This window comes from Enterobacter sp. ECC-175, assembly GCF_043968675.1.
Taxonomy (GTDB): domain Bacteria; phylum Pseudomonadota; class Gammaproteobacteria; order Enterobacterales; family Enterobacteriaceae; genus Enterobacter.
In genome coordinates this window covers 4,151,171-4,171,106 of sequence record NZ_CP143776.1, presented here as the reverse complement: position 1 = coordinate 4,171,106, position 19,936 = coordinate 4,151,171, and the positions used below count along the sequence as shown (strand labels likewise).

Annotated in this window: 20 protein-coding genes; 13 read left to right on the top strand and 7 right to left on the bottom strand. The window is 62.9% G+C overall.

Features of this window, described 5'->3' with window-relative positions; translation table 11 throughout:
• Window positions 1-31: 31 nt before the first annotated feature.
• Genes hypE through hypA form a run of 5 tightly spaced genes read right to left on the bottom strand, consistent with a single transcriptional unit; the run spans window position 32 to window position 3,644 of the window.
• Window positions 32-1,042, bottom strand: a complete 1,011-nt coding sequence (gene hypE, locus V1599_RS19755; RefSeq protein WP_395300707.1) for a hydrogenase expression/formation protein HypE — start codon at window positions 1,040-1,042, stop codon at window positions 32-34.
• Window positions 1,039-2,160, bottom strand: coding sequence for a hydrogenase formation protein HypD (hypD, locus tag V1599_RS19750; protein ID WP_395300706.1), 1,122 nt, complete (start codon window positions 2,158-2,160; stop codon window positions 1,039-1,041). Before hypD ends, hypE begins: the two co-directional genes overlap by 4 nt.
• A gap of 3 nt (window positions 2,161-2,163) precedes the next feature.
• Window positions 2,164-2,436, bottom strand: coding sequence for a HypC/HybG/HupF family hydrogenase formation chaperone (locus V1599_RS19745; protein ID WP_112009686.1), 273 nt, complete (start codon window positions 2,434-2,436; stop codon window positions 2,164-2,166).
• Entirely contained in the window at window positions 2,427-3,290 is an 864-nt protein-coding gene (gene hypB, locus V1599_RS19740; protein ID WP_395300705.1) for a hydrogenase nickel incorporation protein HypB, read from the bottom strand. The genes V1599_RS19745 and hypB overlap by 10 nt, the downstream gene beginning before the upstream one ends.
• A 3-nt stretch (window positions 3,291-3,293) precedes the next feature.
• Window positions 3,294-3,644, bottom strand: coding sequence for a hydrogenase maturation nickel metallochaperone HypA (hypA, locus tag V1599_RS19735; RefSeq protein WP_395300704.1), 351 nt, complete (start codon window positions 3,642-3,644; stop codon window positions 3,294-3,296).
• 210 nt (window positions 3,645-3,854) lie between these two features.
• On the opposite strand from hypA, the gene hycA reads away from it, so the two are divergent.
• From hycA to hycI, 9 genes are all read left to right on the top strand, one after another.
• Entirely contained in the window at window positions 3,855-4,319 is a 465-nt protein-coding gene (gene hycA / locus V1599_RS19730; RefSeq protein ID WP_297115549.1) for a formate hydrogenlyase regulator HycA, read from the top strand.
• 72 nt (window positions 4,320-4,391) lie between these two features.
• On the top strand, window positions 4,392-5,000 hold the full coding sequence (locus tag V1599_RS19725; RefSeq protein WP_395300703.1) for a 4Fe-4S dicluster domain-containing protein: 609 nt from the start codon (window positions 4,392-4,394) through the stop codon (window positions 4,998-5,000).
• Window positions 4,997-6,811, top strand: coding sequence for a formate hydrogenlyase subunit 3 (hycC, locus tag V1599_RS19720; protein ID WP_395300702.1), 1,815 nt, complete (start codon window positions 4,997-4,999; stop codon window positions 6,809-6,811). The genes V1599_RS19725 and hycC overlap by 4 nt, the downstream gene beginning before the upstream one ends.
• A 1-nt stretch (window position 6,812) precedes the next feature.
• Window positions 6,813-7,736: a respiratory chain complex I subunit 1 family protein gene (locus V1599_RS19715; protein WP_395300701.1), complete on the top strand. Its 924-nt coding sequence runs from the start codon at window positions 6,813-6,815 to the stop codon at window positions 7,734-7,736.
• 15 nt (window positions 7,737-7,751) lie between these two features.
• Window positions 7,752-9,461, top strand: coding sequence for an NADH-quinone oxidoreductase subunit C (locus V1599_RS19710; RefSeq protein ID WP_395300700.1), 1,710 nt, complete (start codon window positions 7,752-7,754; stop codon window positions 9,459-9,461).
• 133 nt (window positions 9,462-9,594) lie between these two features.
• The gene (locus tag V1599_RS19705) at window positions 9,595-10,137 is read left to right on the top strand and encodes a formate hydrogenlyase complex iron-sulfur subunit (protein WP_395300699.1); all 543 of its coding nucleotides are present in this window, start codon (window positions 9,595-9,597) and stop codon (window positions 10,135-10,137) included.
• Complete coding sequence (locus V1599_RS19700) at window positions 10,137-10,904, top strand: NADH-quinone oxidoreductase subunit B family protein (protein WP_063622348.1); 768 nt, start codon at window positions 10,137-10,139, stop codon at window positions 10,902-10,904. Before V1599_RS19705 ends, V1599_RS19700 begins: the two co-directional genes overlap by 1 nt.
• A complete protein-coding gene (locus tag V1599_RS19695; protein WP_112009676.1) occupies window positions 10,901-11,311 on the top strand; it encodes a formate hydrogenlyase maturation HycH family protein in 411 nt (136 codons plus the stop codon). The genes V1599_RS19700 and V1599_RS19695 overlap by 4 nt, the downstream gene beginning before the upstream one ends.
• Window positions 11,304-11,789, top strand: a complete 486-nt coding sequence (gene hycI / locus V1599_RS19690; RefSeq protein WP_395300698.1) for a hydrogenase maturation peptidase HycI — start codon at window positions 11,304-11,306, stop codon at window positions 11,787-11,789. Before V1599_RS19695 ends, hycI begins: the two co-directional genes overlap by 8 nt.
• A 64-nt stretch (window positions 11,790-11,853) precedes the next feature.
• Here the strand turns inward: hycI and V1599_RS19685 are convergent, their stop codons facing one another.
• Window positions 11,854-13,278: a 6-phospho-beta-glucosidase gene (locus V1599_RS19685; protein WP_395300697.1), complete on the bottom strand. Its 1,425-nt coding sequence runs from the start codon at window positions 13,276-13,278 to the stop codon at window positions 11,854-11,856.
• A 16-nt stretch (window positions 13,279-13,294) separates the two neighbouring features.
• Window positions 13,295-14,740: a PTS cellobiose/arbutin/salicin transporter subunit IIBC gene (gene ascF / locus V1599_RS19680; protein ID WP_112009673.1), complete on the bottom strand. Its 1,446-nt coding sequence runs from the start codon at window positions 14,738-14,740 to the stop codon at window positions 13,295-13,297.
• A 214-nt stretch (window positions 14,741-14,954) separates the two neighbouring features.
• On the opposite strand from ascF, the gene V1599_RS19675 reads away from it, so the two are divergent.
• From V1599_RS19675 to V1599_RS19660, 4 genes are all read left to right on the top strand, one after another.
• A complete protein-coding gene (locus V1599_RS19675; RefSeq protein ID WP_395300696.1) occupies window positions 14,955-15,968 on the top strand; it encodes a LacI family DNA-binding transcriptional regulator in 1,014 nt (337 codons plus the stop codon).
• A gap of 133 nt (window positions 15,969-16,101) precedes the next feature.
• Window positions 16,102-16,647, top strand: coding sequence for an electron transport protein HydN (gene hydN / locus V1599_RS19670; RefSeq protein WP_297115518.1), 546 nt, complete (start codon window positions 16,102-16,104; stop codon window positions 16,645-16,647).
• Between the two features lie 6 nt (window positions 16,648-16,653).
• Complete coding sequence (hypF, locus tag V1599_RS19665; protein WP_395301597.1) at window positions 16,654-18,876, top strand: carbamoyltransferase HypF; 2,223 nt, start codon at window positions 16,654-16,656, stop codon at window positions 18,874-18,876.
• 1 nt (window position 18,877) lies between these two features.
• Entirely contained in the window at window positions 18,878-19,900 is a 1,023-nt protein-coding gene (locus V1599_RS19660; RefSeq protein ID WP_297115516.1) for a HoxN/HupN/NixA family nickel/cobalt transporter, read from the top strand.
• Window positions 19,901-19,936 lie beyond the last annotated feature (36 nt).

The following is a 19,936-nucleotide window of genomic DNA, read 5'->3' as shown; positions in this document are numbered from 1 at the left end:
AAAAACAGCGCTGGCCGCTTATGGCGCGGCTCTAGCAGATTCGCGGTAACGGCTCCGCGTGCGGCAGATCGAGCGTACGCTTGACGCCGTAAAGCCCGGCCAGGCGTACCCCTTTGCGTTCAACCACCTCACCAATAATGGCGGCCTCCTTTCCTAAAGGATGGGCGCGCAGCGTCGACAGCACGGCGTCAGCCGCCTGGCGCTCCACGCCGATCACCAGCTTGCCTTCGTTAGCGAAGTTTAGCGGATCGAGGCCGAGCAGCTCGCACAGCCCGCGCACCTCCTGCTTCACGGGCAGGCTGCGCTCGCTCAGCTCAACGCCAAAACCGCTGCTGGCGGCAAACTCGTGCGCCACGGCGTTCACGCCGCCGCGGGTGGCATCGCGCATCGCCTTCACGCCCGGCACCGCGCGCAGCGCCTGAACAAGCGGCGTCAGCACCGCGCAGTCGCTGCGAAGCGCACCGTCCAGCCCCAGCCCTTCGCGCAGGTTCAGAATGGTCGCGCCGTGGCAGCCGAGCGTTCCGCTGGCCAGCAGCACGTCGCCGGGGGACAGGCGCCGTGCGCCCCAGTGAACGTCGGCGGGGATCGCCCCCATTCCGGCGGTGTTGATAAACAGCTTATCCGCCGCGCCGCGCTGTACCACCTTGGTGTCGCCGGTCACGATCGCGATGCCCGCCTCGCGCGCGGTACGCGCCATGCTCCCGACGACCGCTTTAAGCGTCTCCATCGGCAGGCCCTCTTCGAGGATAAAACCGCACGAGAGATACTGGGGCACCGCGCCGCTGACGGCCACGTCGTTCGCCGTCCCGCAGACGGCCAGCTTGCCGATGTCGCCGCCGGGGAAGAACAGCGGGTCGATGACGTAGCTGTCCGTAGAAAACGCCAGCCTGTCGCCGCGTGCGGTGAGCGTGGAGAGAGAGAGGCGCGCCTGGTCTTCCTGCTCCGCCAGCCACGGGTTGTTAAACGCCTCCATAAACAGCTGATTGATCAGCTGCTGCATCGCCCTACCGCCGCTGCCGTGCGCCATTTCCACCGTGTTCATGCTTCACACTCCTGATTGCGATACTGATACCACGCGGCGCAGGCCCCTTCGGAGGAGACCATCAGCGCGCCGAAGGCGGTTTGCGGGTTACAGGTTTTACCCAGTAACGGGCATTGATGGGGCTTGCATTTGCCGGTGAGCACCTCGCCGCAGCGCGCGCGGGGATCGTCGCATACCTGCTGCGGGCGCGGGCGAAAGTGCGTTTCGGCGTCAAACTGGCGGTACGCGGGCCTCAGGTGAACGCCGGATTCGGCAATCAGCCCCAGCCCGCGCCACTCGCTGTCGCCCTCTACCGTAAACACATCGGCAATCGCCCGGCGGGCGTGAATATTTCCGCTGTCCGGCACCACGCGCCGGTACTGGTTTTCCACCACGCTCAGGGCCGCTATTTTCTGCTCAACCAGCATCAGTACGCCTTGCAGTAGATCAAGAGGTTCGAATCCGGCAACCACTAACGGGCGTTGGTAATCGTCAGCGATGAAGCCGTAGGCCTCGGTGCCGATGACCATGCTGACGTGGCCGGGCGCCAGAAAGGCGTCGATGCCGTTTCCCGGCTCCGCCAGCAGGCTGCGCAGCGTGGGTATCAGCGTAATGTGCTGGCAGAAAAAGAAAAAGTTTTTGCTGCCGCGGGCTTTCGCCTGCTGGAGCGTGATCGCAGTTGCGGGCATGGTGGTTTCAAAACCGAGCCCAAAAAAGACTACCTTGCGCGTCGGGTTTGCCGCTGCCAGGTTGAGGGCGTCCATCGGCGAGTACACGATGCGCACGTCCGCCCCGCGGGCTTTGGCCTGCAGCAGAGAGCCATTTTTACCCGGCACGCGCATCGCGTCGCCAAAGGTGCAGAAGATGACGTCGGGCTGGCGGGCAATCTCAATGCAGCTGTCGATGCGCCCCATCGGCAGCACGCAGACCGGGCAGCCGGGGCCGTGGATGAACTCGATGTTTTCCGGCAGCAGCTGGTCGAGGCCAAACTTGAAGATGGCGTGCGTATGCCCGCCGCAGACCTCCATAATTCGCAGCGGCCGCTGTGCGGTGTAGTCCAGCAGGGCGGCGCGTTTTTTCAGCCGTGCGATAAGCCGCATAACCCGCTCCGGCGCGCGGTATTCGTCAACGTAACGCATGGATCACCGCTCCTCGCCGTACAGCAGCGCGCCCACGTCAGGCTCGACGTCGAACATATTTTGCAGCGCTTCGAGCGTGTCGCGCGCTTCCGCTTCGTTAATCACGCTCATGGCAAAGCCCACGTGAACCAGCACCCACTGCCCCAGCCGCGAGGCACCGGATTCATCCCGGTCGCCCACCAGCGTGAGATCGACATCGCGCAGCACGCCGCAGACGTCCACCTTTGCCTGGTTCCCCTCAATGGAACGTATTTGCCCCGGAACGCCTATGCACATCGTTCGTTCTCCAGCCAGCTCAGCCAGGCGTCCATGCCGTCACCGCGCGTAGCGGACACCAGCAGGATGTGAATGTCGGGATTCACCTCGCGGGCGTACGCGAGGCACTTGTCCACGTCGAAGTTGAGGTACGGCAGCAGGTCGATTTTGTTCAGCAGCATCAGCGAGGCGGCGGCGAACATGTGCGGATATTTAAGCGGCTTGTCTTCCCCTTCGGTGACCGAGAGCACCGCCACCTTATGCCGCTCGCCAAGATCGAAGCTCGCCGGACACACCAGATTGCCGACGTTCTCGATAAAGAGAATGCCGTTATCCGCCAGCGGCAGGCGCGGCGCGGCATCGGCAATCATCTGCGCGTCGAGGTGGCAGCCTTTACCGGTATTCACCTGAATGGCGGGCGTGCCGGTCTCGCGGATGCGCGCGGCGTCGTTGACGGTTTGCTGATCGCCCTCGATGACCGCGCAGGAGACGCGTGCGTTCAGCCGCTTCAGGGTCTCGGTCAGCAGCGTCGTTTTGCCGGAGCCGGGGCTGGAGACCAGGTTCAGCACCAGCTGCTGGCGGGCGGCGAAGCGGGCGCGGTTGCGGGCCGCCAGCCGGTTGTTCTTGTCGAGCACGTTGATTTCAACGTCCAGCATCTGGCGCTGGCTGATGCCCGGCGCGTGGGTTCCGGCTTCCCCGTGGCCGTAGTGCAGATCGCCCGCAGCGGACTGGCGCGGCGTGAAGGTCAGGCCGGTCAATGCCGCAGCCGGACGCGGCGCGGGTGAAAAGGGCGCGGAGCGAAACGCGGAGTGGGGGCGATGTTCATCCCCTTCAATATACAGGTTGCCTTCAGCGCAACCGCAGGTACTGCACATAGGTTACTCCCTCTCGATTTCGAGACGTTGGATCTGCATGCCGTCATCCGCCACGATGCGCAGCCCGGCGCGTTGGCACTGGGGGCAGCGCTGGACCTTTGATGACAGCAGGGTGACGTACTGCTGGCACTCGCCGCACCAGCACTCCGCCTGCTGCTCTTCGATATGAAGTTCGCAGCCTTCCGCCAGCGTGCCGCGGCACACCAGCTCAAAGCAGAAGGTGAGGGCGCTGGTTTCGATGCAGGAAAACGCGCCGATTTTCAGCCATACCCCGGTAACGCGTTTCGCGTGGTTTTGCACTGCCTGCTGTTCGATAAGCTCCAGCGCCCGCTGGCAGAGGGTGATTTCGTGCATGACGCCTCCTTAATAACGGGAAGGCTTAATGCAATAACGGTGCCAGCTTAATTTACGGTAGGGCGTGACGATGACGTCGCTGTCGAAATGACACGTCGACATCACCGTTGTGACAGCGGATGCTTTTAAAAATCACATTTAAATCAATGAATTAAAAACTGGCATGGAATCTGCTCTACGGCTGCTATCTCCATTAACCGGATACCTTTTATGACGATTTGGGAAATAAGCGAAAAAGCGGATTACATCGCACAGCGCCACCATCAGCTCCAGGAGCAGTGGCACCTTTACTGCAACGCGCTGGTTCAGGGGATCACCCTGTCAAAGGCTCGCCTGCATCACGCCGTAAGCTGCGCGGCGCAGGGCGACATGCGCTTTGTCCTGTTCGACCACTTCACGATTTACGTCACCCTGGCGGACACCTTCAACAGCCACACCATCGAGTACTACGTCGAGACGAAAGAGGGTGAGAAGGAGCGCATTGCGCAGGCCGAGCTGATGGCCGACGGCATGGTCGACGGACACGTCAGCAACCGCGACCGCCAGCAGGTGCTGGAGCATTACCTGGAAAAAATCGCGCCGGTTTACAACGGCCTGTACGCCGCGGTCGAGCACGATCTCCCGGTCAACCTCAGGCAGCTTATCGCCACAAGTACATCCGCCAGCGTGGCCTGATTATCCAGTGTCGAGAAGTGTCGATAAGACAGATTTTTTCGTCAAAAATGACTATCACCAGAGGATTGCCCGGTGAACCGTTTTGTAATTGCTGACTCGACGGTCTGTATTGGCTGTCGCACCTGTGAAGCGGCGTGTTCGGAGACGCACCGCCTGCACGGGCTGCAGTCGATGCCGCGCCTTCGCGTCATGCGTAATGAAAAAGAGTCTGCCCCACAGCTCTGCCACCACTGTGAAGATGCCCCCTGCGCGGGCGTCTGCCCCGTTAACGCCATCACCCGCGCGGATGGCGCAGTCCAGCTCAATGAAAGCCTGTGCGTAAGCTGCAAGCTGTGCGGCATTGCCTGCCCGTTCGGGGCGATTGAGTTTTCCGGCAGCCGCCCGCTGCATATCCCGGCGAACGCCAACTCGCCAAAAGCTCCACCTGCGCCTCCGGCTCCCGCACGCGTCAGCACGCTGCTGGACTGGGTGCCCGGCGTGCGCGCCGTGGCGGTGAAATGCGACCTGTGCAGCTTTGATGAGCAAGGCCCGGCCTGCGTGCGCACCTGCCCGACGAGGGCGCTGATTCTGGTCAACATTCGCGACATCGCCCGCTCCAGCAGGCGCAAGCGTGAGCTAACGATCAATACCGACGTTGGCGATCTGTCACTGCTTCAGGCGCATCAGGGGGGAGTGAAATGAACGCGATATCCATGATTAACGGCGCGGTGGCGTGCTTTGCCGCTGCCGCCGTGCTGGCGCTGCTGTTCTCGTTTCATAAGGGCCTGAGCGGCTGGATTGCCGGAATCGGCGGGGCGGCAGGCAGCCTGATGGCGCTGTTTGCCGGCAGCGCGGTGCTGCTCGGCGGAACCGCTGCCCAGGCGGTAATGCCGCTGATTCGCCATACGGTTCTGTTCACGCCGCTAAACGCCATCTGGCTGGTGACGTTTGGCCTTTGCGGGCTGTTTATCAGCCTGTTTAATATTGACTGGCACCGTCATCAGCACGTCAAAGCCAACGGCCTGCTGGTCAACCTGCTGATGGCAACGGCGGTATTAACCGTGATTGCCAGCAACCTCGGGGCGCTGGTGGTGATGGCCGAAATTATGGCCCTCTGCGGCGTGTTCCTGACGGGCTGCAGCGCTTCCGGCAAGCTCTGGTTTGCGCTGGGCCGCCTCGGCACGATGCTGCTGGCGCTCGCCTGCTGGCTGGTGTGGCAGCGTTTCGGCACCCTGGATTTTGCCGTGCTGAGAGGCCAGCCGCTGGGCAACGACGTCTGGCTGCTGGGCGTCGCGGGCTTTGGCCTGCTGGCGGGGATCATCCCGCTCCACGGCTGGGTGCCGCAGGCGCACGCCACTGCCTCCGCGCCTGCCGCCGCGCTGTTTTCTACCGTGGTGATGAAGGTAGGCCTGTTCGGCATTCTGACGCTGTCGCTGATGGGCGGCCAGCCGCCGCTGTGGTGGGGCGTCGCGCTGCTTGTCGCAGGCATGATCACCGCGTTCGTCGGCGGGCTGTACGCGCTGATGGAGCACAACATCCAGCGCCTGCTGGCGTACCACACGCTGGAAAACATCGGCATTATTCTGCTGGGCCTCGGCGCGGGCGTGGCCGGGCTGGCCCTCAGCCAGCCTGCGCTGATCGCCGCCGGGTTCATCGGCGGCCTGTATCACCTCATCAACCACAGCCTGTTTAAAAGCACGCTGTTCCTCGGCGCGGGGAGCGTCTGGTTCCGCACCGGCCATCGCGATATCGAAAAGCTCGGCGGCATCGGCAAGAAAATGCCGGTCATTTCGCTTGCGATGCTGGTGGGGCTGATGGCGATGGCGGCGCTGCCGCCGCTGAACGGCTTTGCCGGGGAGTGGGTGATTTACCAGTCCTTCTTCGCGCTGGGCCAGAGCGATGCGTTTATCGCCCGCCTGCTTGGCCCGCTGCTGGCCGTCGGGCTGGCGATCACCGGGGCGCTGGCGGTGATGTGCATGGCGAAAGTCTATGGCGTCACCTTCCTCGGCGCGCCGCGCACGCGCGAAGCGGAAAACGCCTGCTGCGCACCGCTGCTGATGGCGATAAGCGTTGTCGCACTCGCCCTATGCTGCATTGCGGGCGGCGTGGCCGCGCCGTGGCTGCTGCCGCTGCTGGGCAACGCGGTTCCGCTGCCGCTCGCGACGGCGCATACCGCCGTTTCTCAGCCGATGATGGCGCTGCTGCTGATTGCCGCGCCGCTGCTGCCGTTCGTGCTGATGCTGTTCTTCAGGCGCGATCGGCTTCCCGCGCGCTCGCGCGGCGCGGCGTGGGCCTGCGGCTACGAACACGAACAGTCGATGGTGATTACCGCCCACGGCTTTGCCATGCCGGTGAAGGAGAACTTTGCCGCCGTGCTGAACCTGCGCCGCTGGCTTAACCCGGCCATCCTGATCCCCGGCTGGCAGAGCGCCGCCGCGCCCGCGCTGTTCCGCCGCCTGGCGCTGATCGAGCTGGCGGTACTGGTGGTGATTGTGATTTCTCGAGGAGCCTGACATGAGTCTGTTACTGGCAATACTTCAGGCGCTGGTGCTCTTTGCCGCCGCGCCGCTGCTTTCCGGCATCACGCGCGTGGCGCGCGCCCGGATGCACAACCGCCGCGGACCCGGCGTGCTTCAGGAGTACCGCGATCTGTTCAAGCTACTCTCGCGCCAGAGCGTGGCGCCGGACGCCGCGGGCTGGGTCTTCCGCCTGACGCCGTTTGTGATGGTCGGGGTGATGCTCACCATCGCTACCGCGCTGCCGGTGGTCACGGTGGGGTCGCCGCTGCCCGCGCTCGGCGATCTCATTACCCTTATCTACCTTTTCGCCATCGCGCGCTTCTTCTTTGCGATTGCGGGCCTGGACACCGGCAGCCCGTTTACCGGCATCGGCGCCAGCCGCGAGGCGATGCTCGGCGTGCTGGTTGAGCCGATCCTGCTTTTGGGGCTGTGGGTGGCCGCGCAGGTTGCGGGCTCAACGCATATCAGCCATATCGCCGATACCGTCTATCACTGGCCGCTTGCGCGCTCCATTCCGCTGGTGCTGGCGCTTTGCGCCTGCGCGTTTGCCACCTTTATTGAGATGGGCAAGCTGCCGTTTGACCTTGCGGAAGCGGAGCAGGAGCTCCAGGAAGGGCCGCTCACCGAATACAGCGGCTACGGCTTTGCGGTGCTCAAGTGGGGCATCAGCCTGAAGCAGCTGGTGGTGCTGCAGATGTTTGTCGGCGTCTTCTTCCCGTGGGGGCAGATGATCCACTTCTCCGCCGCGGGGCTGGTGCTGGCGGTGGTGATTGCCGCGCTCAAGCTGCTGGTCGGCGTGCTGGTGATTGCCCTGTTTGAGAACAGCATGGCGCGCCTGCGCTTCAACGCCACCTCGCGCGTTACCTGGGCCGGTTTTGGCTTTGCATTTTTAGCGTTCGTCTCCTTGCTGGTGGCGTGATTAAAGAGAGTTGTTATGTCTGAAGAAAAGAAAGGTCAGCAGTATCTCGCCGCGTTGCATCAGGCCTTCCCTGACGTGGTGCTGGAGGAGTCCTGGCAGACCAAAGACCAGATAACGGTCACCATCAAGGTGAACTACCTGCCGGAAGTGGTGGAGTTTCTCTACTACCGGCAGGGCGGCTGGCTGTCGGTGCTGTTCGGCAACGACGAGCGCCAGCTGTGCGGCAGCTATGCGGTTTACTACGTGATGTCGATGGAGCAGGGCGAGAAGTGCTGGCTCACCGTGCGCGTTGAGGTTGATCCGAACAAGCCGGAGTATCCGTCTGTTACGCCGCGGGTGCCTGCTGCGGTTTGGGGCGAGCGCGAGGTGCGCGACATGTACGGGCTGGTGCCGGTCGGCCTGCCGGACGAGCGCCGCCTGGTGCTGCCGGACGACTGGCCGGACGAACTTTATCCGCTGCGTAAAGACAGCATGGACTATCGCCAGCGCCCGGCGCCGACCACCGACAGCGAAACCTACGAGTTCATCAATGAACTCGGCAGCAAGAAGAACAACGTGGTGCCGATCGGCCCGCTGCACGTCACCTCCGACGAGCCGGGCCACTTCCGCCTGTTCGTCGACGGCGAGAACATTATCGACGCCGACTACCGCCTGTTCTACGTCCATCGCGGGATGGAAAAGCTGGCGGAAACCCGCATGGGCTACAACGAAGTCACTTTCCTCTCCGATCGCGTGTGCGGCATCTGCGGCTTTGCCCACAGCACCGCCTACACCACTTCGGTGGAAAACGGCATGGGGATCGTGGTGCCGGAGCGCGCCCAGATGATCCGCGCCATTCTGCTCGAGGTGGAGCGTCTGCACTCGCACCTGCTGAACCTCGGCCTGGCCTGTCACTTTGTCGGCTTCGACTCCGGCTTTATGCAGTTCTTCCGCGTGCGCGAAGCGTCGATGAAGATGGCGGAGATCCTCACCGGGGCGCGTAAAACCTACGGCCTGAACCTGATCGGCGGGATCCGCCGCGACCTGCTGAAGGACGACATGATCCAGACCCGCCACCTCGCGCAGCAGATGCGCCGGGACGTGCAGGATCTGGTGGATATGCTGCTCAGCACGCCCAATATCGAGCAGCGCACCGTGGGGATTGGCCGTCTCGATCCGGAGATCGCGCGGGACTTCAGCAACGTTGGCCCGATGGTGCGCGCCAGCGGCCACGCCCGCGACACCCGCGCCGATCACCCGTTCGTCGGCTACGGCCTGCTGCCGATGGAGGTGCACAGCGAGCAGGGCTGCGACGTTATCTCTCGCCTGAAGGTGCGCATCAACGAGGTCTTCACGGCGCTGAACATGATCGACTTTGGCCTGGATAACCTGCCGGGCGGCCCGCTGATGGTCGAAGGCTTCACCTACATTCCGAACCGCTTCGCCCTCGGCTTTGCCGAAGCGCCGCGCGGGGACGACATCCACTGGAGCATGACCGGCGACAACCAGAAGCTGTACCGCTGGCGCTGCCGCGCCGCGACCTACGCCAACTGGCCGACGCTGCGCTACATGCTGCGCGGCAACACGGTGTCTAACGCGCCGCTGATCATCGGCAGCCTCGACCCGTGCTACTCCTGCACCGACCGCATGACGGTGGTGGACGTGCGCAAGAAGAAAAGCCAGGTGGTGCCGTACAAAGAGCTTGAGCGCTACAGCATCGAGCGTAAGAACTCGCCGCTGAAATAGTTGACGTAGTGCGGTCTGCCCCCCCTCACCCCGGCCCTCTCCCCAAAGGGGCGAGGGTGCGAACGGTTCCCTCTCCCTTTCAGGGAGAGGGCTAGGGTGAGGGTCCGAAAACCGCACGAAAGCAGGAGCAAACATGTTTACCTTTATCAAAAAAGCGATCAAAACCGGCGTACAGACCAGCAGCTATCCGCTGGAGCCGATGCCGGTCGATAAAAACTTTCGCGGCAAGCCGGAGCACAACCCGCAGCAGTGCATTGGCTGCGCAGTCTGCGTCAACGCCTGTCCGTCCAACGCGCTCACGGTGGAAACGGATCTCAAAACCGGCGAGCTGGCCTGGCAGTTCAATCTTGGTCGCTGCATCTTCTGCGGCCGCTGCGAGGAGGTCTGCCCGACGGTGGCCATCCGGCTGTCGCAGGAGTACGAGCTGGCGGTGTGGAAAAAAGCCGATTTCCTCCAGCAGTCGCGCTTCGCGCTGTGCCACTGCCGCGTGTGCGAACGCCCGTTCGCGGTGCAAAAAGAGATCGACTACGCCATCGCGCTGCTGCAGCACAACGGCGACGTTCGGGCGGAGCATCACCGCGAAAGCTTTGAAACCTGCCCGGAGTGCAAGCGTCAGAAGTGCCTGCTGCCGTCCGACCGCATTGATATCACCCGCCATATGAGAGAGGCCAGCTGATGGACAATTTACTCGGCCCGCGCGACGCAAACGGCATTCCGGTGCCGATGACGGTGGACGAATCCATCGCCAGCATGAAGGCGTCGCTGCTGAAAAAAATCAAACGCTCGGCCTACGTCTACCGCGTGGACTGCGGCGGCTGCAACGGCTGCGAGATTGAGATCTTCGCCACGCTGTCGCCGCTGTTCGACGCCGAACGCTTCGGGATCAAGGTGGTGCCGTCACCGCGTCACGCGGACATTCTGCTGTTTACCGGCGCCGTCACCCGCGCCATGCGCTCCCCCGCGCTGCGCGCCTGGCAGTCCGCGCCCGATCCCAAAATCTGCATTTCGTACGGCGCCTGCGGCAACAGCGGCGGCATCTTCCACGACCTGTACTGCGTGTGGGGCGGCACTGACAAAATCGTGCCGGTGGACGTCTACATTCCGGGCTGCCCGCCGACGCCGGCCGCAACGCTGTACGGCTTCGCGATGGCGCTCGGGCTGCTGGAGCAGAAAATCCACGCCCGCGAGCCGGGCGAACTGGACAACCAGCCTGCGGCCATTCTGCATCCGGACATGGTGCAGCCGCTGCGCGTGAAGGTTGACCGCACGGCGCGTCGGTTGGCGGGATATCGCTACGGTCGCCAGATCGCCGACGACTATCTGCGCCTGCTGAGCCAGGGCGACCATCAGGTGGCGCGCTGGCTGGAAGCGGAGAACGATCCGCGTCTGAATGAGATCGTGGCGAACCTGAACAGCATCGTAGACGAGGCGCGCATCCGATGAGTGAGACGGTGGTGTTCAGCCAGCTGAGCCGCAAGTTTATTGATGAGAACGATGCCACGCCGGATGCGGCGCAGCAGGTGGTCTATTACAGCCTGGCGATTGGGCACCACCTCGGGGTGATCGACTGTCTGGAAGCGGCGCTGAGCTGCCCGTGGCCCGACTATCTGGCGTGGATCGCCACGCTGGAGGAGGGCAGCACGGCGCGGCGCAAGATGGAGGGCGTGCCGAAATACGGTGAGATCGTCATCGACGCTAACCATATTGCGATGCTTGCCAACGCCTTCGATGCGGCGCTCGGCAGGCAAACCCCGGAGCAGCAGGCGTGGAGCAAAACGCTGCTTGGCATGCTGCACGATATTCATCAGGAGAGCGCCATCTATCTGATGGTGAGGAGATTACGTGACTGACGTTTTACTGTGTGTCGGCAACAGCATGATGGGCGACGACGGCGCAGGCCCGCTGCTGGCGGAAATGTGTGCCGCAAACCCGCAGGGCAAGTGGATAGTGATTGACGGCGGCAGCGCCCCGGAAAACGACGTGGTTGCCATTCGCGAACTGCGCCCTGAAAAGCTGCTGATCGTCGATGCTACCGATATGGGGCTCAACCCCGGCGAGATCCGCCTGATCGATCCGGACGACATCGCCGAGATGTTTATGATGACGACGCACAATATGCCGCTGAACTATCTTGTCGATCAGATCAAGGACGACGTGGGCAAGGTGCTGTTTTTGGGCATTCAGCCGGACATCGTTGGGTTTTATTACCCGATGACGCCGCCGGTGAAAGCGGCGGTGGAAGAAGTTTATTCACGGCTTGAAGGGTGGGTTGGGGACGGGGGTTTTCAGCCCCTCACCCCGGCCCTCTCCCCAGAGGGGAGAGGGTGAAAACCGCACCAAACGGTTCCCTCTCCCCTATGGGGAGAGGGGTAGGGTGAGGGGTAAGGACAGGCTACGCCAAGTCCCCCCCGTTACTCGCAATCACCTTCTTATACCACCCGAACGATTTTTTGCGCTTGCGGTTCAGCGTGCCGTTTCCGGCGTCGTCGCGGTCAACGTAGACAAACCCGTAGCGCTTGCTCATTTCGCCGGTCGACGCTGAAACCAGGTCGATGCAGCCCCAGGTGGTGTAGCCCAGCAGCGGCACGCCGTCCTCGATCGCATCGCCCATCGCGCGGATATGTTCGCGCAGGTAGCTGATGCGGTAGTCGTCGTTGATCTCGCCGTTTTCATCAATAACATCCTTCGCCCCGAGGCCGTTTTCCACCAGGAACAGCGGCTTCTGGTAGCGGTCGTACATCATGTTCATGGTGATGCGCAGGCCCAGCGGGTCGATGCCCCAGCCCCATTCACTGACCTGAATATGCGGGTTACGCAGAGATTTGACGATGTTCGCCGCGCTGGTGTTGCCCGCGTTCATGTCCGCCGACGCGCAGCGCGAGGCGTAATAGCTAAACGAGACAAAGTCGACGGTGTTCTTCAGCAGTTCGTCGTCGCCGGGATCTTTGATGATGGTGACGCCCTTCTCGCGGAACATCCGGGCAGAGTAGGCCGGATAGCGGCCGCGCGCCTGCACGTCGATAAAGAACAGGTTCTCGCGGTCTTTCTCCAGCGCCATCCACACGTCTTCCGGCTTGCAGGAGTAGGGGTAGAAGTTTCCGCCCGCCAGCATACAGCCGACCTGGTTATCCGGGTTTACCTCGTGGGCGATTTTGGTCGCCAGCGCGCTCGCCACCAGCTCGTGGTGGGCGGCCTGGTATTTCACCTGGTCTTCGTTTTCGCCTTCCTCAAACACCAGCCCGGCACCGGAGAACGGGCTGTGCAGCATGATGTTAATTTCGTTGAAGGTCAGCCAGTATTTTACCAGCCCGTTAAACGCCTCAAAGCAGGTGCGGGCGTAGCGGGCGAAGAAATCGACCATCTTGCGGTTGCGCCAGGAGCTGTATTCCGTCACCAGGTGCATCGGCACGTCGAAGTGGCACAGGGTCACCAGCGGCTCGATGCCGTACTTTTTGCACTCTTCAAAGACCGCGCGGTAGAAGGCAATCCCCTCTTTATTCGGCAGCGGCTCGTCGCCGTTAGGATAGAGGCGGCTCCAGGCGATCGAGGTTCGGAACACCGTAAAGCCCATCTCCGCCATCAGGGCGATGTCTTCTTTATAGCGATGGTAAAAATCGATCGCCTCGTGGCTCGGGTAAAACTCGTCGTCGCGCAGCGCAAAGCGCTTTTCTTTCCCGATCTTTACCGCCAGACGATTTGCGCCGTGGGGGATCATATCGACCGTCGTCAGCCCTTTTCCGCCCTCGCGATAGGCCCCTTCACTCTGGTTGGCGGCAAGCGCGCCGCCCCATAAAAATCCTTGTGGAAAAACTGTCATGTCTACCTCGTAAAATTTATGCTTTTGCCGCGCTGGTCGGTGCGGCCTGCAGGGCGCGGGCCTTTTCCGCTTCGTCTTCGACCGGGATATCCTCAAAGCCTAGCAGCAACGTCAGAACAAACGACAGCACTACCGCCAGCCCCATCACGCCAAATACCCAGACGATGGTCATCGGGTTGGCCGGATCGAAGAACTGCACGCTGGTGAACAGCCCCGGCGCCGCCATTGAGTGGCTGGCAAGGCCCGCCATGCCGGCCACCGCGCCGCAGATAAAGCCGCTGATCAGGCTCGCAATCAGCGGGCGCTTCAGGCGCACGGCTACGCCGTACAGCGCCGGTTCGGAGATCCCGGCCATGATGGCTGAAGCCGCGGCCGCCAGCGCCGTCTGGCGCAGCTCCGGGTTTTTGGTTTTCCAGGCTACCGCCAGCGACGAGCCGCCAAGCGACAGGTTCGCGCCGATTTCCGAGGGCATTACCATGCCCTCTTTGCCCGTTTCGGCAATGGTTTGAATAATGGTTGGCGTAAAGACGCGGTGCATCCCGGTCATCACCAGCAGCGGCCACAGCGCGCCCATAATCGCCACGGAGAGCCAGCCCAGATAGCCATGGATGGTATACACCAGCGCGGAGATGGCGCTGCCGATCCAGATCCCCAGCGGCCCGATCAGCACGATGGCGAGCGGGGCGGCGATCAGCACGATCAGCATCGGCTTGAGGAAGTTTTTCGTCACCGCCGGGGTAATACGATCGACCCAGCGTTCGATATACGACAGACACCAGGTCATCACCAGCGCGGGAATAACGGTGTAGGTGTATTTCACCGCCGTCACCGGAATAAAGGCGAACTCAACGTGCTCGCCCTGCGCGGCCTTTGCCATCAGCTCGATAAAGCTCGGATGGACCAGCACGCCCGCAATGGCGATCGCCAGCGACATATTGGTTTTGAACTTCACCGCCGCCGAAGCCGCCACCATCAGCGGCAGGAAGAAGAACGCGCCGTCGCCGATGACGGTCAGGATGGTCAGGGTCGGCGCGCCTTTCTCCAGCACGCCGGTCATTTCGAGGATCATCGCCAGCAGCTTGACCATCGAGCCGCCGATGATCGCCGGGATCAGCGGCGACATGGTGCCGATCAGCGCGTCGAGAATACCCGCGCCGATCCGGCGCAGCGTGAGCTTCTGCGGGCCCTCCGGGACGGCAGGCTGCAGGTCTGTGGGCAGCTGGCTCACCACGTCGCGATAGGCCTGAGAAACGGTGTTGCCAATAATCACCTGGCACTGGTTGTCGTTACGCACCACGCCGAGCACGCCGCTGATGCTTTTCAGGCGCGCGGCGTCGGTGAGGCTTTCATCCTTCAGGACGAATCGCAGGCGCGTCATGCAGTGGGTGACGGCGACGATGTTCTCTTTGCCGCCCAGCGCGCTGATGACGTCGGTCGCCAGCGCGGTATAGTTTTTGGCCATCGGATGTGGTCCTGTTGTTGTTTTAAGGAAATGTAGGAAACCGGTTTCACATAATCATCATGAGTTTCTTTTAATCAAACAAGATCGCTTTTTAGGTATTTTTTCGTTTTGTGATGCAGATCGCCAGGCGCTAATGCACGCACGTGATTGCCGCTGGGACAATTTTTCTGCGGTGCAGTACACTGCGCCTAATCAGTTTCAAAGGAATAACAACATGACCACGATGCTGGAAGTGGCGAAGCGGGCAGGCGTTTCAAAAGCGACGGTCTCGCGGGTGCTGTCGGGCAATGGCTACGTCAGCCAGGAGACCAAGGACCGGGTGTTTCAGGCGATCGACGAGAGCGGGTATCGGCCTAATCTGCTGGCGCGTAACCTGGCGACCAAACGCACCCAGACGCTGGGGCTGGTGGTGACGAACACCCTTTATCACGGCGTCTACTTTAGCGAACTGCTGTTCCACGCCGCGCGGATGACGGAAGAGAAGGGGCGGCAGCTGATTCTGGCGGACGGCAAGCACAGCGCCGCCGAAGAGCGCGAGGCGATACAGTATCTGCTCGATATGCGCTGCGACGCGGTGATCATCTATCCGCGCTTTCTGAGCGTGGACGAGATGGACGAGATCGTCGAGAAATGCGAGCAGCCGATTATGGTGCTTAACCGCCGCCTGCGGAAAAACAGCAGCCACTGCGTCTGGTCCGATCATAAGGCGTCGTGCCGGCAGGCGGTGGAACAGCTTATTGAAAAAGGGCACCGCGATATCGCCTTTATCACCGGCTCGCCGGATTCCCCAACCGGCGTTGAACGTCTGTCGGGTTACAAAGAGGCGCTGGCGCAGCACGGCATTCCGCTGCGCGAAACGCTGGTGGCGCAGGGAAAGTGGACTCCAATCAGCGGCGCGGAGGCCGTCTCCGGCCTGGTTGCGCGCGGCGAGACGTTTACCGCGCTGGTGGCCAGCAATGACGACATGGCGATTGGGGCCATGAAGCGGCTGCACGAATGCGGTAAAGCGTTGCCGGACGCGGTGTCCGTGATCGGTTTTGACGACGTGGCGATTGCGCCTTACCTCACGCCGTCGCTATCGAGCGTGCGTATTCCGGTAACGGAGATGATCAAAGAGACCGTCAGCCGCCTGATCTTTATGCTGGACGGCGGCGAGTTCAAATATCAGCAGTCCTTCCCCGGCGAGCTACGCCTGCGCGACTCCGTCACCGGCGGGCCGCACCGCTGACGTCGACATCTGTCATCGTCACTTATGACGATGACAGTGCCGTTTTCTTTTTAAATCTCAATAAAATCAATACGCTAAAAACTGGCATGGTTTATGAATAGCTTCGCGCATGATTGTTATGCTGGAGAAGCAGATGAACCGTTTTATGATGGCCGATGCCAGTAAGTGCATTGGCTGCCGTACCTGTGAAGTGGCGTGCGTTGTATCCCATCAGGCGGAGCAGGACTGCGCCTCGCTGACCCCCGAATCATTTCTGCCGCGCATTCACGTCATTAAGGGCGTGAATATTTCAACGGCGGCCATCTGCCGCCAGTGTGAAGATGCGCCGTGCGCCAACGTCTGCCCGAACGGGGCGATTAAGCGCGAAAAAGGCTTTGTCCACGTCATGCAGGAGCGCTGCATTGGCTGTAAAACCTGCGTGGTGGCCTGCCCGTACGGCGCGATGGAGGTCGTGGTTCGCCCGGTTGTGCGCAACAGCGGCATGGGGCTGAGCGTGCGCGCCGAGAAGGCCGAGGCCAACAAATGCGACCTCTGCTACCAGCGCGAAGGCGGCCCGGCCTGCATGGAAGCCTGCCCGACGCACGCGCTGGTCTGCGTGGATCGCGACAAGCTCGAGCAGATGAGCGCCGAGAAGCGCCGTCGCGCGGCGTTCGACACCTCGTCATCCCTGCTTTTCTGACTGATGATGAGCAGCGGCGGCGTCCAGCTGCGGGTGCGCGGCAAGGTGCAGGGCGTGGGCTTTCGGCCCTTCGTGTGGCAGCTTGCGCACCGGCTACAGCTGGCGGGAGACGTTTGTAACGACGGGGAAGGCGTGCTGGTGCGCCTGGTGGGAGATGGGTCAGTCTTCACCGCCGGATTGCATCGGGAGTGCCCGCCGCTGGCCCGCATCGACAGCGTTGAGGTGCAGCCGTTCGCGTGGCCGTCCGCGCCCGAAGGCTTCACCATCCGCCACAGCGCGGGGGGCGCGATGGACACGCAGATCGTGCCGGACGCCGCCACCTGCCCGGCGTGCCTGGCGGAAATGTATGACCCCGGCGAGCGCCGCTACCGCTATCCGTTTATCAACTGTACCCACTGCGGCCCGCGCTTCACCATCATCCGCGCCATGCCCTATGACCGTCCTGCAACGTCAATGGCGCGGTTTCCGCTCTGCGCGCCGTGTGAAGCCGAGTACCTTAACCCTGCCGACAGGCGCTTTCACGCCCAGCCGGTAGCCTGCCCGGCGTGCGGGCCCGAGCTGGAGTGGCGAGCGGGGGACGTGCACGCCACGCGCGAGGCCGCCCTGCACGAAGCGGTTGAGATGCTAAAGCGCGGCGGCATCGTTGCGATTAAAGGGCTGGGAGGGTTCCACCTGGCCTGCGACGCGCAAAACCCGCAGGCGGTGGCGACGCTGCGGGCGCGCAAGCGGCGGCCCGGCAAGCCGCTGGCGGTGATGATCGGCCAGGCGGATGGGCTGCCCGCGCCGGTTCAGGCGCTGCTGCGATCGCCCGCGGCTCCCATCGTCTTAACGCCCAAAGCGTGGCTGCCCGCGCTGCCGGAGGCGATTGCCCCGGGGCTGGACGGCGTGGGCGTTATGCTGCCCGCCAGTCCGCTACAGCACCTTCTGCTGACGGACTGCGCCCGCCCGCTGGTGATGACTTCCGGCAACCTGAGCGGCAGACCGCCCGCCGTCACCAATCAGGAGGCGCTGGACTCGCTGGGGGATATCGCCGACGGCTTTTTGCTGCACAACCGCGACATCCTGCAAAGAATGGATGATTCGGTTGTCGATCGCGACGGCGCGGTGCTGCGCCGGGCGCGTGGCTTCGTGCCGGATGCCCTCGCGCTGCCCGCCGGTTTCGAAAATATTCCCGCCATGCTCTGCACCGGCAGCGAGATGAAAAACACCTTCTGCCTGGTGCGCGGGAGCCAGGCGGTGCTGAGCCAGCATTTTGGCGATCTGAGCGACGACGGCGTCGAGGCCCAGTGGCGCTCGGCGCTGTCGGTGATGCAGCAGATCTACGGGTTCCGGGCGGAGCGCGCGGTGTGCGATGCGCACCCGGGCTATCGCGCGCGAAAATGGGCGGAGGAGCAGGGGCTGCCCGTTGAGACGGTGCTGCACCATCACGCCCACGCGGCGGCGTGCCTGGCCGAAAACGGCTGGGCGCTGGATGCAGGCGATGCGATCGCCCTGACGCTGGACGGGATCGGCATGGGCGAGAACGGCGCGCTGTGGGGCGGCGAGTGCCTGCGGGTCAATTACCGCGACTGCGAACGTTTAGGTGGCCTGCCTGCCGTAGCGCTGCCGGGCGGCGATCTGGCCGCTATGCAGCCCTGGCGAAGCCTCCTCGCGCACTGCCTGGCGTTTGTGCCGGACTGGCAGCAGCGCCCCGAAGCGCGCGCGGTGCAGCAGCAGGGCTGGGCGCTGCTGGCAAGGGCGATAGCCCGCGGGATCAATGCGCCGCAGGCCTCTTCCTGCGGTCGGCTGTTTGACGCGGTGGCCTGCGCGCTGGGCATCGTGCCTGAAAAGCAGAGCTATGAAGGCGAGGCGGCCTGTCGTCTGGAAGCGCTGGCGGCGCGCTGCGATGGCGTCGAACACCCGGTCACGCTGGCGGTGGAGAACCTCGCGCTGTTCTGGCAGCAGTGGCTGAACTGGCAGGCCGGGCCCAGCGAGCGGGCGTGGGCGTTCCACGACGCGCTGGCAAAAGGGCTGGCGGAGTTAGCCGCGCGTCACGCCCGCCGCCTGTCGCTTTCAACGATCTGCCTGAGCGGTGGCGTAATGCATAACCGCCTGCTGCGCGCGCGCCTGCGCCACCATCTGTCTGGCTTCACGCTTCTTTTTCCTCATCGCCTGCCATCAGGCGACGGGGCAATCTCGTTCGGACAGGCCGTTATTGCCGCTGCCCGGACATGTTCACAAAGGACTTAAAATGTTACGACTCTTACGCAATGAACCTCGCGCGGCGGCGCTGCTGCTGGCGTTAATCATGGCTAACCTGCTGGCCTGGGGATGGGCATGGCACAGCTTTAGCGGCAGCACGGCGCTGATGGCCGCAAGCCTGCTGGCCTGGGGCTACGGGCTGCGCCACGCGGTGGATGCCGACCACATCGCGGCGATTGATACCGTCACGCGCAAGATGATGCAGCAGGGCAAGCGTCCTTCGGGCGTGGGGGCCTGGTTCTCGCTCGGCCACTCCACCATCGTGGTGCTGGCATCGATTGCCATCGCGGCGACCGCCACGGCGTTTCAGAAAAACATGGCGTGGTTCCACGAGACCGGCAGCCTGATTGGCACCGCCGTTTCCGCCACCTTCCTGCTGGCGATGGCGCTGGTCAATATGGTCATTTTGCGCGGCGTCTGGCGCAGCTTCCAGGCGTTGAAAAACGGACGCGAGGTGAGCGATGCGGTGTTGCCTGCGGCGCAGGGCGGGGCGATGAGCTGGCTGTTTGGCAAGACCTTCCGCCTGGTGAACAAAAGCTGGCAGATGTACCTCGTCGGCTTCCTGTTTGGCCTGGGCTTTGACACCGCGACGGAAATTGGCGTGCTCGGGATCTCCGCCGCCAGCGCCTCACACGGCATGTCGATCTGGTCAATCATGGTCTTCCCGGCGCTTTTCGCCAGCGGCATGGCGCTGGTGGACACGCTCGACAACCTGCTGATGGTGGGCGCGTACGGCTGGGCGTTCAACAAGCCGCAGCGCAAGCTTTACTACAACATGACGATCACCGGCACCTCGGTGGTGGTGGCGCTGTTTATCGGCGGGCTGGAAGCGCTGGGGCTGCTGATGGATAAATTTGGCCTCAGCGGCGGGCTGTGGGACGCGGTGGCGGGCGTGAATGACAACCTCGGCAACGCCGGATTTGTGGTGGTAGGGCTGTTCGTCGCCTGCTGGCTGATCTCGATGGTTAACTACCGCTGGCGCGGGTACGACGCGCTGGTGGTGCGTTCCTGAAACACGCGGTCCTTTTGTTGCTATAGGGGTTGCCGT

Excerpts from the sequence above, each read along its gene's own strand:
- V1599_RS19700 (WP_063622348.1), top strand. The coding sequence starts at position 10,137 with ATGGACAATTTACTCGGCCCGCGCGACGCAAACGGCATTCCGGTGCCG.
- V1599_RS19685 (WP_395300697.1), bottom strand. The coding sequence starts at position 13,278 with ATGACAGTTTTTCCACAAGGATTTTTATGGGGCGGCGCGCTTGCCGCC.
- V1599_RS19710 (WP_395300700.1), top strand. The coding sequence starts at position 7,752 with ATGTCTGAAGAAAAGAAAGGTCAGCAGTATCTCGCCGCGTTGCATCAG.
- V1599_RS19660 (WP_297115516.1), top strand. The coding sequence starts at position 18,878 with ATGTTACGACTCTTACGCAATGAACCTCGCGCGGCGGCGCTGCTGCTG.
- V1599_RS19745 (WP_112009686.1), bottom strand. The coding sequence starts at position 2,436 with ATGTGCATAGGCGTTCCGGGGCAAATACGTTCCATTGAGGGGAACCAG.
- V1599_RS19675 (WP_395300696.1), top strand. The coding sequence starts at position 14,955 with ATGACCACGATGCTGGAAGTGGCGAAGCGGGCAGGCGTTTCAAAAGCG.
- hydN (WP_297115518.1), top strand. The coding sequence starts at position 16,102 with ATGAACCGTTTTATGATGGCCGATGCCAGTAAGTGCATTGGCTGCCGT.
- ascF (WP_112009673.1), bottom strand. The coding sequence starts at position 14,740 with ATGGCCAAAAACTATACCGCGCTGGCGACCGACGTCATCAGCGCGCTG.
- hycA (WP_297115549.1), top strand. The coding sequence starts at position 3,855 with ATGACGATTTGGGAAATAAGCGAAAAAGCGGATTACATCGCACAGCGC.
- hypB (WP_395300705.1), bottom strand. The coding sequence starts at position 3,290 with ATGTGCAGTACCTGCGGTTGCGCTGAAGGCAACCTGTATATTGAAGGG.
- hypF (WP_395301597.1), top strand. The coding sequence starts at position 16,654 with ATGAGCAGCGGCGGCGTCCAGCTGCGGGTGCGCGGCAAGGTGCAGGGC.
- hycC (WP_395300702.1), top strand. The coding sequence starts at position 4,997 with ATGAACGCGATATCCATGATTAACGGCGCGGTGGCGTGCTTTGCCGCT.
- V1599_RS19715 (WP_395300701.1), top strand. The coding sequence starts at position 6,813 with ATGAGTCTGTTACTGGCAATACTTCAGGCGCTGGTGCTCTTTGCCGCC.
- V1599_RS19705 (WP_395300699.1), top strand. The coding sequence starts at position 9,595 with ATGTTTACCTTTATCAAAAAAGCGATCAAAACCGGCGTACAGACCAGC.
- hypA (WP_395300704.1), bottom strand. The coding sequence starts at position 3,644 with ATGCACGAAATCACCCTCTGCCAGCGGGCGCTGGAGCTTATCGAACAG.
- V1599_RS19695 (WP_112009676.1), top strand. The coding sequence starts at position 10,901 with ATGAGTGAGACGGTGGTGTTCAGCCAGCTGAGCCGCAAGTTTATTGAT.
- hypD (WP_395300706.1), bottom strand. The coding sequence starts at position 2,160 with ATGCGTTACGTTGACGAATACCGCGCGCCGGAGCGGGTTATGCGGCTT.
- hypE (WP_395300707.1), bottom strand. The coding sequence starts at position 1,042 with ATGAACACGGTGGAAATGGCGCACGGCAGCGGCGGTAGGGCGATGCAG.